This window comes from Streptomyces sp. NPDC058000, assembly GCF_042886435.1.
Taxonomy (GTDB): domain Bacteria; phylum Actinomycetota; class Actinomycetes; order Streptomycetales; family Streptomycetaceae; genus Streptomyces.
Map to the genome: position 1 here is coordinate 1 of NZ_JBHVQS010000005.1, position 12,662 is coordinate 12,662.

11 protein-coding genes and 1 pseudogene are annotated in these 12,662 nt (G+C 70.9%); 4 read left to right on the plus strand and 8 right to left on the minus strand.

All coding sequences use genetic code 11. The features are described 5' to 3' along the window. From ACFVT2_RS07365 to ACFVT2_RS07395, 7 genes and pseudogenes are all read right to left on the minus strand, one after another. Positions 1-234, minus strand: a pseudogene (locus ACFVT2_RS07365) (hypothetical protein); the annotation flags it as partial. A gap of 281 nt (positions 235-515) precedes the next feature. Further along, complete coding sequence (locus tag ACFVT2_RS07370) at positions 516-1,535, minus strand: AraC family transcriptional regulator (protein ID WP_390013230.1); 1,020 nt, start codon at positions 1,533-1,535, stop codon at positions 516-518. 13 nt (positions 1,536-1,548) lie between these two features. Beyond that, the gene (locus tag ACFVT2_RS07375; protein ID WP_390013232.1) at positions 1,549-1,812 is read right to left on the minus strand and encodes a hypothetical protein; all 264 of its coding nucleotides are present in this window, start codon (positions 1,810-1,812) and stop codon (positions 1,549-1,551) included. A 12-nt stretch (positions 1,813-1,824) separates the two neighbouring features. Beyond that, entirely contained in the window at positions 1,825-2,718 is an 894-nt protein-coding gene (locus tag ACFVT2_RS07380) for a VOC family protein (RefSeq protein WP_390013861.1), read from the minus strand. Between the two features lie 90 nt (positions 2,719-2,808). Further along, positions 2,809-3,201, minus strand: a complete 393-nt coding sequence (locus ACFVT2_RS07385; RefSeq protein ID WP_390013234.1) for a hypothetical protein — start codon at positions 3,199-3,201, stop codon at positions 2,809-2,811. A 61-nt stretch (positions 3,202-3,262) separates the two neighbouring features. Next, positions 3,263-4,390 (minus strand): FAD-dependent monooxygenase, encoded by a 1,128-nt coding sequence (locus ACFVT2_RS07390; protein WP_390013236.1) that lies wholly within the window; start codon positions 4,388-4,390, stop codon positions 3,263-3,265. A 56-nt stretch (positions 4,391-4,446) separates the two neighbouring features. After that, positions 4,447-4,998, minus strand: a complete 552-nt coding sequence (locus ACFVT2_RS07395; RefSeq protein WP_390013239.1) for a hypothetical protein — start codon at positions 4,996-4,998, stop codon at positions 4,447-4,449. Positions 4,999-5,143: 145 nt separating this feature from the next. On the opposite strand from ACFVT2_RS07395, the gene ACFVT2_RS07400 reads away from it, so the two are divergent. Further along, positions 5,144-5,719: a TIGR03086 family metal-binding protein gene (locus tag ACFVT2_RS07400; protein ID WP_390013242.1), complete on the plus strand. Its 576-nt coding sequence runs from the start codon at positions 5,144-5,146 to the stop codon at positions 5,717-5,719. A 307-nt stretch (positions 5,720-6,026) separates the two neighbouring features. Beyond that, positions 6,027-6,338 (plus strand): putative quinol monooxygenase, encoded by a 312-nt coding sequence (locus tag ACFVT2_RS07405; RefSeq protein WP_390013244.1) that lies wholly within the window; start codon positions 6,027-6,029, stop codon positions 6,336-6,338. 593 nt (positions 6,339-6,931) lie between these two features. Here the strand turns inward: ACFVT2_RS07405 and ACFVT2_RS07410 are convergent. Then, positions 6,932-10,219, minus strand: a complete 3,288-nt coding sequence (locus ACFVT2_RS07410) for a BTAD domain-containing putative transcriptional regulator (protein WP_390013247.1) — start codon at positions 10,217-10,219, stop codon at positions 6,932-6,934. A 166-nt stretch (positions 10,220-10,385) separates the two neighbouring features. Here ACFVT2_RS07410 and ACFVT2_RS07415 point away from each other — a divergent pair, with 166 nt between their 5' ends. Further along, on the plus strand, positions 10,386-11,909 hold the full coding sequence (locus ACFVT2_RS07415; protein WP_390013251.1) for an FAD-dependent monooxygenase: 1,524 nt from the start codon (positions 10,386-10,388) through the stop codon (positions 11,907-11,909). A 60-nt stretch (positions 11,910-11,969) separates the two neighbouring features. Then, positions 11,970-12,632: a GDSL-type esterase/lipase family protein gene (locus ACFVT2_RS07420; RefSeq protein ID WP_390013253.1), complete on the plus strand. Its 663-nt coding sequence runs from the start codon at positions 11,970-11,972 to the stop codon at positions 12,630-12,632. Positions 12,633-12,662: the final 30 nt, after the last annotated feature.

The window sequence follows — 12,662 nt, forward strand, 5'->3', positions numbered from 1 at the left end:
GGTGGAGGAGCCCGCGCCGCTGGTCCCGGAGGAGCCCGCGTCGCCAGTCCCGGAGGAGCCCGCGCCGCTGGCCTCGGCGGCCGCGCCCGTGCCCGCCTGACCCGCGGGCTTGGAGGCGGCGGCGTCCGAACCGGAGCAGGCGGTCAGAGAGAACGCGGCGGCTGCGGTCAGGGCCGCGGCGGCAACACGCAGGGTCCGGCGACGAACGGTGCGGACAGTGGTGCTGGAGCTCATTTCGGATTCCCCCGGGGAAGTCGGCGTCGGTCTCTCCTGCGTACGACACCCACTCTGGCCGCGGCCGCTATCACTGGGCTGCCGCTCCACTAACACCCAGCTAATGGCCAAACGGACCGGTCGCTGCCGTCGATGGGCGGGAACGGGAAGCGACCTCGCCGGCGAGTTCGCCCTGTCCCCCGCGCTGGGCCTCGGCTGACGGCCCGGGCTGATGCGGTGACAGGCAGACAGGCAGGCAGACAGGCAGGCAGACAGGCAGGCAGACAGGGGAGGACGTCCGGTTATCTGCGGGTTGCGGTGTCGGAGGGCAGTTCGGCGAAGCGGTCGCGGTAGTCGCTGGCGAAGCGGCCAAGGTGCGAGACGCCCCATCGGTAGGCGATCGTGCCGACGGGGTCGTTGGAGGCGAGGATGTCCTCGCGAATCCGGTCGAGGCGCAGGTTGCGGACGTAGGACATGGGCGAGAGGCCGAGCCGGCCGCGGAACGCGGAGCTGAGGGTCCGGGGGCTGCAGCCTGCGGCAGCGGCGATGTCGCCGAGGCTGATGTGCTCGGCGAGGTTCGCTTCGATGAACGCGAGGGCTGCCCGCAAGGAGCGCGGGTAGCCGGGTCGCGGACCGTCGTGCAGCTCGCCGGTGTGCGAGTGCGGCTGGGCCAGGAGCAGGGCGGTGGCGAGGCAACACAGTTGGCTGCGTTGCAGCTCCGCGCGCTGGAACAGGGGGTCTTGCGAGTCCAGTTGTTCGAGGAGGGAACGGACCAGCAGCCGCACCGCCCGCCCCTTGGGCTTGGCCAGGTCGAGGGCGAAATCGAAGCGCACGGTGGACGCCGGCGGATGTCCGGTCAGCGCGGCGAATTCCTGGTCGACCAGGGCGGCGTCGATCCGCAGGCCCAGGAACCGCGTCCTCCGGCTGCGCAGGGGCCGCAGTTCCTGGGTGTCTCCAGGGTTGGCGACTCCCGCCGTCGCCTCGTCGAGAGTTGCCCGCAGGCCGCCGCACGATGCCGAGATGGCTCCGGAGACACCGATGTTGACGAAGTAGGAGCCGCGGTTGCGGCCCTCGGCGGGGGCGACGCGCACATCGAGTGGCGAGACGAAGTAGCCCACCGCGAAGTCGTGTGCGGCGACACCGCGCAGTTCGTGATCGCCGCGGCACAGTTCGTCCAGGGGCGATGTGGCGATCGAGCCGCCGAACAGGCGGGTGGCGGCGTTGAGCAGGTCGGCGGGGTTCTGGGATCTGGTGATGAGGTGGTTGCGCAGCGGCGTCGGCACGATGGTGGGGTCACCTCCCTGGGGCCCATTGTCAGCCATGGCGGTCGACGGGTTACGTCGCGGGCGTACGCATCGACCTGTACGCCGCGGCGTTCTCCCGCGCACTGCCGCCGTCGAGCGAGGCGTCGGTCAAGCGCGCCCGGTCCGTCAGCGTCAGGTGGGCGCTCGTCGTCCCCTCCGGGGTGCAGATGGGCAGGCCGGTGCAGCGCTCGGCCGGGCGGGCGGCGGGTCGGTGGGCCCGGCCTCGGTGAAGGCCCTCCAGTCGGCCGGCCGCCGGCCGACGGCTGCCGACGAGCCGGGTGCGCACAGGCTCCACGGGGCTCTCCGTTCACATCGGCGGGGCGATGAACAGCCCCGGGTCGACGTCGTTGTGGGACTTGGCGGCGATGAACCCATCCATCTCGTCGGCCGTGCCCCACTGATCCGCGTTGGCGGGATCGCGCAGGTCGAAGAGGTGAGGGTGCCAGGTGTCCTCGTCCAGGACCTCCAGCTCGGTGGTGTATTCGACGGTGTTGCCGGCCCGGTCGAGGAAGTAGCTGAAGGTGTTGTCACCGGCCCGGTGCCGCCCCGGTCCCCACAGTCGCTCGATGCCCAGGCGCCGCATCCGGCCCGTGCCGCGCATGAACTCGTCGATTCCGCGCATCTCGAAGGAGGCGTGGTGGAAGGCCGCGTGCGGCCCGCGCACGATGCCGAAGCTGTGGTGAAAGGTGTTGCACCGCAGAAACCACATGATCTCGCAGCGGTCGCCCAGGCACATCGTGTCCGAGAGGCGGAACCCCAGGTGCTTGATGTACCAGGCAACCGTGGCCTCGGGGGTGGGAGAGTTCATCAGCACATGGGAGAGGCGCACGGGGACCGACTCGCGGGCCTCGACCTTGCGGTGCCGGCGGGCGGAGACGTCGGCGGAGACCTCGACCACGCGGCCCTCGTTGTCGAAGAAGCGGACCGCGTAGCCGCCCCCGGGAGTGTCCAGCGATTTCGGCTCGTGGACCAACTGCACGCCCTGAGCGGTCAGTTGGGTGGCCAGGGTGTCGACATCGGCGGCACCGGCGGCGCCGAAGGCGATGAGGTCGGTGCGCTTGTGGGCGTCCTCGCGCAGCCGCACCACGTACTGTTCCGGGGAGCCTTCGGCCGCCAGAAACGAGACACCGGTGTCGCCGGCGGTCTCCGTCAGCCCCCACAGTTCGGTGTAGAACCGGCGCTGCTCGGCGAAGTTGGGCATGGCGACATCGATGTGCCGCAGGTGGGTGATCAGACTGCTGTTGTTCACGGTGCACTCCCTTGAGCTGCGCTGGTCAGCTCAGTCGTTCGGTCAGCCAGTCGAGGACGGTGGGCAGTACGGGCCCCTCGCCCATGTGGCCGCCGGGGAACATCCGGGCCGTCTTGGGGCCCCGTGCTCAAGGGCCAGGCAGAGGTCGGCCGAGGCGTTCTGGTACGCCTGCCACCAGTTCTCCAGGGCTTCCTCGCGGTCGCCGCTCTCCTCGGCCCTGCGCGCCCGGGTCGCGAAGTCTTCCGCTCCCGCCAGCCAGTGCCCGGCCCAGGACCGGGGATCGGTGCCCGGAAGCGCTTCGATGTGCCGCGCGGCGGCGTCGTGACCGATGGCGTTGAAAGGGTTCTTACGCTGCTCCAGGTGCTCGCGCAGCCACTGCTGGGCCTCGGGCAGGGTTGGGGTTGGGGTTGAGGTTCGGGAGGTTGCAGCGGACATCTGTCTCTCCTTGTCCGTCGTGCGAACGGCAGGGTGTCGGGACGCCCTTCGCGCCGGACGGTTACGCGGGCTCGGCCATGAGCCGGTGGCAGGAATCGACCAGTGGATACGCCTCGTGGTGGCGCTGCGCCTGTTCCAGGCCGGCGATCGCCACCGAGGTCTCCACGAGCGTTCGGCACCGCTGCGTGCGCCGGCTGACGAACGCCTGGAGCCCCGCGCCGACAGACTCGTGCCGCCCGAGTTCGCGGGCCAGTACGAGCCCGTCCTCGACGGCCAGGGCAGCGCCACTGGCCGTCTGCGGTGCGGGCGCGTGCGCGGCGTCACCGATGACCACGGCGTTGCCCCGGTTCCAGGCGCCCTCCAGGAGCGCCGTCAGCACCGGGCGGCGCACCACCGATTCCGATACGGATACCAGGGAGCGGATCTCCTCCACCCGGCCCGGGAAGGTCTCCAGCAGGTGCTGGAGGCGCGGGGCGAGTTCGGCATCGGGCAGGACGCTGTGCTCCACACCGTTCTCGGTCAGGAACACGTACGCCTGCCTGCCCGAGAGGGGCACGAGGCCGGCCGTGTCGGCCTTCCCGGCGAACTGATGGATCCCGGTGGCCCACCGCGGGCGGGGCACCAGAGCCCGCCAGACCATCTGCCCGTGAAAGTCGAGCGAGGTCTCAAGCCCCAGCAGGCCCCGCGCCGACGAGCGGATCCCGTCCGCGCCCACCAGCAGCGCGACCTGCCGGACCGTCCCGTCCGACAACCGCACGCGGACCAGTTGCCCCTCCTGATCCACCGCGGCAACGGTCACTTTGTGGCGTACCGCTACGCCGCACCGCTCGGCTTCCGCGTGCAGGATGCGGTGCAGTACGGGGCGCGCGATACCGACCATCGCCGGCCGCCGCGCACCGAGCAGGCGCGGCAACCGGACCTCGCCCGCGGGCTCGCCGTTCACGTCCACGTGCGTGATCGTGCTCATGCCGTAGCCCTCGGCCAGACATGCGTCCGAAAGCCCCAGTTCGTCCAGCGCGCGCAGCGCAGGACCGGTCAGGCACAACCCCCATCCAGAAGGCGCCTTTGGCGGGCCGATCTCGGCGATCTCGACCTGCCATCCGCCGCGTGCCAGGGCAGTGGCCGCTGTCAGACCGGCCACGCCCGCACCCACGATCACGGCCGTCCGCGCACCGCGATAGCTGTCCATGTACGCCTCCAGAGCGCCGATTTCTTCGAAACCGTAGGGCGCGTCGGCGCTCCGACTTATCCGAATCGGGCGGCGGCCATCCGCTGTCGGCAAGCGGTCTTCCGGGAGGAACACCGGAGCCGAACCTGCACCACCTCGACGGCGGGCAATCCCGCCCGTGCCTGCTCCAGGAGCGCGGCGCGTATCCGGAGTCTTCTGTCGCTGTGTGCGCTGAGCCGCTTCCCAGGACTGGCCCTCGACTCCCTCGACTCCCCCACCCTGCCTGCGGAAGCTGGCCTTCGCCTCCATACCCGCCCCAGGTCGGACTGCTGTCCCCAGCACGGTACGTAGGTGTAGGCGTCCCAGTCGGTGCCCAGGCCGCCTTGGATGGTCTCGTCCCAGATCGCTTCGAGTTCGCGGGCGTCGTGGGCGTCGTGGGCGATCCAGGCGTCGACGGTGCGGTCCCAGATCAGCCCGCGGACGTTGAGGGAACGGATCTCGACGTCACGGCGGTGGCGGGGGGCGACCTGCGGCTGGTCGGCGGGGTCGATCTCGACGCGGGTGCCGCGGCCGCGGTTGGCCAGCCGACGTTCGAGGTCGGCGACGACGACATTTCCCGAGGAGCCCATGGCGGACACTGCCTGTCCGCATTGTGGTGCACTCTCCAGTTGCTGGCGCATCTGCCCGTGCTTCGCACGGGTGCCGGCCAGCGAGCCTCGCGGCCCCTTCGCCGCACAGGCTTCCCCGACCATCCGACGGAGAGGCGCAACCACCGTGTCCCAGGACATCGAGCTGATCGAGCTGCTGGAAAAGGCCCTGAACCACACCACGCAGCTGCTGAGCAACGTCACCTCGGCCCACTACGGGCAGCCCACCCCGTGCGACGACTTCGACGTGCGGGGCCTTGCCAACCACCTCGTGGCCGGCAACCCGTACTACGTCATCCTCGCCCGAGGCGGCGGTCCCGACTTCTCACTCTTCGCGCAGGACCAGATCGGCGACCAGCAACCCGGCGAGGTCTACGCCAAGGGTGCGAGGGACGCTCTCGCCGCCTGGCGGACCGAGGGGGCGCTGGAGCGGCAGATGCCGATGCCCGGCGGCGGCATGGGTCCGCGGATCGCGGATCTGCACCTGCTGGAGGCTGTCCTGCACGGCTGGGACCTGGCCACCGCGACCGGGCTCGACCGCGCCGGCGACCCCGACACCGTCCAGGCCGTACACGACCGCTGGTACGGGAACTGGCCCGACGAGGCCCGCACCCGTACCGATCTGTTCGGCCTGTCCAAGCCCGCGCCGGATGACGCACCGACCCTCGACCGTGTCGCCGCCTACTTCGGCCGCATCGTCTGACCCGACCGACCCCGGACACCGAACAGCAGCCCCCGGGAAGCCACTCCGGCACTCCGGCTCCTGCGAAGGGGCCTTTGCGCCACCCGGACGGAGCCCACCTGGCGGAGCAAGTGCTCGCACGCGCTCCCCACTCCGTTGAGCAGCGAAGCGAGTGCGGCGCGACGAGCAGCCCTGGCCGAATTCAGGGCTCTGACCGCGATTTCGTGAAACTGCAGGTCAGAAGGAGCGATGAAAGATCGATTACCCTCACTGGTTGTCCGGGCCTCCGCGCTGCCGGCGAAGTTTCGGCCCATCCCTGAGGAGCAAGTTGTTCGATCTCATCGTCATCATCCGGGTCTCCGAGAGCACCAATATCGCCCCAGTTGCCGATGCTCTGTCTCGGATGCGCCCCTTGTGTCTGGCAGAAGACGGCTGCGTCAGCTGGGAGGCGTACCAGTCACACCAGGACCCCAGCCGCTTCGTCCTGGTCGAGCACTGGGCCAGCCGCGCCTGCTGGGAGGCTCACGATGCCGGTGATGCCATCCAGAAGATCTACATCCCGGAGATCATGCCGCGCATCGAGCGCGAAGTGCATCCGAGCATGCGCGTACGCAGCAGGCATGAAGCGGTAACTGGGTGAACCTGTCGCGTCGTTCGACTGGGCTGGGTGGACCAGTGTCCAGGAACACCCAGCCTTGAGTCAGGAGAACGCGGCGACGGGGCAGGCTCACCCAGGCCGCAGCCGGTAAGGATCGAGCGTCCCAACTGCCGCCGTTCCACCACCGACCTGTTTCACGGAACCGCGGTCAGAGCCGATTTCACGGATTCCCATCAACGGCCAGCGGCCGAGGCACCGGGCCCGCGGCCAACGGCCAAGGCGCCCCGGCGAACGACCGGACGACGGCCGCGGAACCCACTACGGCATCCACGGCAGCACCGCCGCGGTCATGGCCGCCGCCGGTGCCGCGCTGCTGCTGTCTTGACCGCGGCCACCGACGGAAGGGTGCCTGCCCGGCAGATGTCGGGCAGGCGCCACGGCCGGCGCTCATCGGCGGCTCCGCGCCTCGGCGCACGGGATGAAACCGAGCGGCTGGTGTCGTTGTGCTGCACTGCACGGTTCGCGTACGTCAGTCCGATCACGTACCCGGTGGGCGCGATCGGCGGGCTGTTGGTCGGCGGACTGGTCGAGTGGGATCTGCTGGTGGTGGTTTTCGTGCCGCTTGTGCTGTGGGTTCATGTCCGCAGCGGCTGGGGGTTGCTCAGGTCGGGAGGTGGGGCGGACGGCGCCAGGCGGCGCAGTCGTGCCGGGTCGGTCTGGGTCAGGGCTGTCGGGGTGCCCAGTTGCCGGCCGGTCTCGTATGCCTCGGTGAAGCGTTGGCAGCCCAGCGCGGCCCGGCTGCGGCTGCTCAGGGTGCGCACTTGCGGATCGGTGCGGTCGTGGGCGCCCCGCAGACGGGCCGCCGCGCCGAGGAGGACGGCGACGTCCCGGTGCCGCCCGTACAGTGCGGCGAGGCCGGCCACGGTCACCGCCACTGTCGCCACGATCGGCATGTCCCTGCTGTTGACCGCCGCCGCGTACGCTCGGCTCAGCGCCTCCTCGGCGCCCGGCCCGTCGCCGAGTTCGAGGCAGAGCGCGCCCCGTGCTGTGGCTACCAGTGCCTGTCCGTGGTCGCCGCCGGGTGGGCGCTGCTCGGACAGTCCGGCCTCGGCCGATTCGATCAGTTCGCGCGCCCGGTCCAGGTCGCCGATCCGCACTTGCAGTCCGGCCTCTTGTGTGTCGAGCAGAATCGTCAGCTCGGGTGATGCCGAGCGCAGTGCGCGTTTCCGGGCCGCGGCGATCGTCTTCTTCGCTCGTGTGGTCTCGTCGAGGCGCTCGTGCACGTTGATGCGGCGCAGGTCGATGAAGGTCTCGTCGTTGAGGCTGAGCGATCCGAACGTGCGGGCCAGCCGTTTGGCCTCGTTGAGGTCGGCCAGGGCGCCGTCGAGATCGCCGTCGTACTGTCGCAGCAGCGCGCGCAGCGGCAGTACCTTGGCCAGGCCCCAGCGGTCGCCTGCCTGGTCGAAGCGTTCCAGGGCGGCGATCATGTGGCTTCGTGCCTGGTCGAGGTGGCCGTTGTTCTCGGCGAAGTGGGCCTGGAACATGCGGGCCAGTGCGGACAGCCACACGTCCGGCCCGTCGATCAGCCGCTGGATGGCCGTCGACGACGCGCCGTTCTTCTCCGGGGAGGCCAGTCGGATCGCGATCAGTGCGCCGCCGAAGCCCGGCAGCTGCGGATAGTTGCGCAGCCGGTCGGTGAGCACCCGCAGTTCCTCGTGCCGTTCCTTGGTCGGGTCGGTCACCAGGCTGCTCGGGGAGGCGATGATGTCGAGCAGCAGCATCCCCTCGGCGATGTCGCGCTCCACGCTCGGCCGCTCGGCCGGCAACGCGGCCGCCTTGCCGAGCCAGTAGGTCGCGTCGGCGTGCCGGCCGAGCATGTGCCAGTACCAGATCAGGTTCACCGCGAGTTCGATCGCGCCGTCGGCGTCGCCGGTGTCGTGGAGGTGGCGCAGCGCGGCGAGCGCGTTGTCGTGCTCGGTGCGCAGCGCGTGGAGTGCGTCGAGCTGCTGGGGGCCGCGTAGTAACGGGTCGTAGTGGGCGACCAGTTCGGCGAAGTAGCGGGCGGCCTGGTCCCGCACACCGGTCAGGGTGTCCTGCTCGGCCAGGCGCTCCAGGCCGTACTCGCGGATCGTCTCCAGCATCCGGTAGCGGCCGGTGTCCGGCGTGAGTTGGAGCAGCGACCGGTCGACCAGACCCGCGAGCAGTTCCCGGATCTCGCCGGCCGGCACGGCTGTGGTGGCGCAGATCGCGGTGGCCGAGGCCGGCGTGACGCCACCGGGTAGGACTGCGATGCGTTCCGCGAGGGTACGCGCGTCCGCGTCGAGCAGGTCCCAGCTCCATGCGATGACCGCGCGCAGCGTGCGGTGGCGTGGGAAGGCGGTCCGGCTGCCGGTGGTCAGCAGGCGGAACCGGTCGGAGAGCCCGGCGGCCAGGTCGGGCAGGGAGAAGGTGCGTAGGCGGGCCGCGGCCAGTTCGAGCGCGAGCGGCAGGCCGTCCAGGCTGCGCACGATGCGCAGCACGTCGCGGAGGTTGTGCGCGTCGATGTCGAACCCGGGCCGCACGGCCGCTGCCCGCTCGATGAACAGCAGTACCGCGGTCGTTCGGCGGGCCTGCGCGAGGTCCGCGTGTGGTTCGGGCAGGGTGAGCGGGCCGAGCGGGACGAGCGTCTCGCCGTCGATCGCCAGCGGCTCCCGGCTGGTGGCAAGTACCCGTAGCCCGGCGCAGCGGGCCAGTAGCGCCGAGGTCAGGTGGGCGACGGCGTCGATGAGGTGCTCGCAGTTGTCCATGACGAGCAGGCGTTCTTGGCCGTCCAACTGGTCGGCCAGTACGTCCAGTTCGCCGACGGGGTCGCCGCGTAGCTTGGCTGATGCCTCGAAGAGCGCTGAGCCGCGCAGGCCGATGGCGGCCAGCAGTGCCGCGCCGACTTTGGTGGGCTCGGTGACGGAGGCGAGGTCGATCATCCAGGTGCCGTCGCGGTAGTCGGAGCGGTGGCGGCGGGCAGCTTCGACGGCGAGGCGTGTCTTGCCGGCGCCGCCGGGGCCGACCACGGTGACCAGGCGGGCGGCGGTGAGCAGCGTGTCGATCCGGGCGAGGTCGTCGGCGCGGCCGATGAAGCTGGTCAGCGGCGCGGGCAGGTTGCCGGGCCTGGTCCGTGCGGCGTCGGGGGTGGGCCGGTCGGCGTGCAGGAGGCGCAGGTGGCGCTCGCGTAAGGCGGTGCCGGGGTCGGTGCCGAGGGTGTCGGCCAGGGTTGTGCGGACCTGCTCGTAGCGGGCGAGGGCCTCGGCCTGGCGTCCCTGGGCGGCGAGGGCGTCCATGAGCAGCGCGGCGGCGCGTTCGTGGACGGGGTGTTCGGCGAGCAGGGCGGTCAGGTGGGCGGTGGCCGTGTCGGCGTGTCCCCGTGTCAGTTCGGCGTCGGCGAGGTCGGTGACGGCTTCGATCGAGGTGTGGGTCAGCCGGGTTGCGATGGTGGGCGCCACCGCGGTGATGGCTGCGGGCTCGGTGCCGGGGCGGTGGCCCCACAGTGCCACGGCCTCCCCCAGTACGGCCGCCGCCGCGTGCGGGTCGCCGGCGCGCAGGTGGGCCCGGCCGTCCCTGGCGAGGTGCTCGAATCGCAGTGCGTCCACGTTCGCTGTGTCCACGGCCAGCCGGTAGCCGCCCGCGAGCCGTGCGACGTCGTCGGCCGAGCCGAGGGTCCGGCGCAGTCGTGAGACGAGGGCCTGAAGGGCGTGTGCGGGGTCGGCCGGCGGGTCCTCGGCCCAGATCGCGTCGATCAGTACGCCCTGCTCGACGGGGCGCCCGCCGGCGAGCGCGAGCCGTGCGACCAGGGCCTGCAGGCGGGTACCCGGAACGGGCAGGGCGGTGTGACCGCCGGACACCTGAAAGGTGCCGAGCAGCGTGACGTGAAGCCGCGCACCCCCGTCCATCTCTCCATCTTCGCGTACGCGCTGTCGGCTTCTGACGGCAGGGCAGTGCCGGTGTGTTCCCGTGTGTGCCGGTGTGTTCCCGTGTCAGCGCCGTGTGTGCCTGGTGTGAGCGGCCCTTGGCAGCCTTGGCGTGTCACGGGGGTTTGGCTGTGGAAGGGGTTTTCTCATGCATGACGTGGTGATTGTGGGCGCTGGCCCGGTCGGTCTGTTCCTGGCGTGCGAGTTGGGGCTCGCGGGCTGTTCTGTTGTGGTGCTGGAGCGGGAGTTGGAGGTTGGCGGGCCGGGGCGGGTGGAACCGCTTGGTATGCGGGGCTTGTTCGCCACCTCGCTCGGGGCGTTCCACCGCCGTGGAATGCTGCGCCCGCTGCTGGCCGCGTCCGGTGTTCCTGACGAACCCGGTCCGGATCTTGAGGCGGCCGGGCCGTCGCCCCTTCGCGGCGGGGTGGGGCATTTCGCCGGCATGGTGCTGGACCCGGCCAAGGTCGACCTCGCCGCACTGCCGTTCCGGCTGCCCAGTCCGGCGCCGGACTCCCTGTTGACCAGCCTCGCAGCCATCGAATCGGTGTTGTCCGAGCGGGCGTTGAAGCTCGGTGTGGAGATCAGGCGTGGCGTCACCGTCTCGGGCATCGCGCAGGACGATGAGGGCGTGGTCGTGCGAGCGGGTGAGCAGGAGTATGCGGCGCGTTGGGGCGTCGGCTGTGACGGCGGGCGCAGCGTGGTGCGTCGGCTCGCGGGCTTCGAGTTCGTCGGCACCGAGCCGCGGTTCACCGGCTACGCCATGCTCGCCACTCTCGCCGATCCCGAGAAGCTGCGCCCGGGGATCAGCCTGACACCGGCCGGCGCGTACATCCAGATGCGCACGCAAGGGCACATCGGCGTGATGGACTTCGACGGCGGCGCGTTCGATCGCTCGCAGCAGCCGACCCGCGGTCATCTCCAGGCGGTACTGCGCCGCGTGTCCGGCACCGATGTGACGCTGAGCGAAGTCCACCTCGCCTCGACCTACACCGACCGGGCGATGCAGACGACGGCCTACCGGCAGGGGAGCGTCCTGCTCGCGGGCGACGCCGCGCACATCCACTCCCCCCTCGGCGGGCAGGGGCTCAACACCGGGCTTGGCGACGCCCTGAATCTGGGGTGGAAGCTCGCGGCGACCGTGCGCGGGCACGCGCCGGACGGGCTGGTCGACACCTACACCCGCGAACGCCACCCGGTCGGTGCGGGGGTGCTGGACTGGACGCGCGCCCAGGCGGCGGTCATGACGCCGGGCCCGCACCGCCAGGCGCTCCAGGGATTGATCCGGGACCTGATCGAGACCCGGGACGGGACGACGTATGTGTTCGGGAAGCTCTCGGGGTCGTCGATCCGCTACGACCTCGGCAGCGATCAGCCGCTGGTCGGCCGTAGCGCCCCGGACTTCCGTCTTGAGGACGGCAGGTGTCTGGGCGACCTGATGCAGGACGGACGGGGCGTCGTGCTCGATTTCAGTACCGAGTGCCGCCTGCGGGATGCGGCGACGGGCTGGCAGGGCCGGCTGCGTTACGCGGCCGGGGCGGCGAAGAACGATCTCGGGCTGGGTGCCGTGCTTGTCCGGCCGGACGGCGTCGTTGCCTGGGCGGGCGATCGCGACGTCGATCGCAAGGCGTTCGAGCGGGCCGCCGGCCAGTGGTTCGGCAGTGCGGGAATCTGAAGCCGTCGCCTGTTGCCTGGTGGTCCTTCTCCGCCCCAACCCACTTTTCCAGGAGCGCATATGACGATCACTCTCCGTCCGGGAACCACTGTGATGTTCACCGGAGATTCGATCACCGACAGCCGGCGGCTGGAGAGCGAGGACGGCCTCGGGTTCGGCTACCCGTTGCGCGTCGCGGGCGAGTGGGGCTTGAGGCACCCGGACCGGCCCGTGACCTGGCTGAACACCGGGATCGTGGGCCACAAGGTGCGGGATCTGGAAGCCCGTTGGCGGGCGGACGTGCTCGACGGGTGCCCGGACGTGGTGTCGATCCTCGTCGGCGTCAATGACATGGGCTGGCACACCCTCGACCCGGACGGCTCCGTGATTTCCGCGGAGGACTTCGCGGCAGGTTACGCCCGCCTGCTCGCGCCGCTGGCCGAGGCGGGCGCGGAGCTGATTCTCATCGAGCCGTTCCTCCTGCCGATCAGCGGCAGCGTCAAGGCCCGTGACGCGCACGTCGATGTTGAGGTTCGCAAGGAGTGGCGGGCCGATCTGGACCCGAAGATACAAGTGGTGCGCGAGCTCGCCCGCGCATACGGTGCGCACCTGCTCGCCGCGGACGGCATGTTCGCCGAGCTCGCCGCGGTGACCGGGCCGGAGTACTGGGCTGCGGACGGCGTGCACCCGACGCCGGCCGGTCACGCCGCACTCGCGGCCGCCTGGCTGCGCCTGGTCGCCTGAGGGTGCCTTGCGCTCGACCGCGATGGCTGG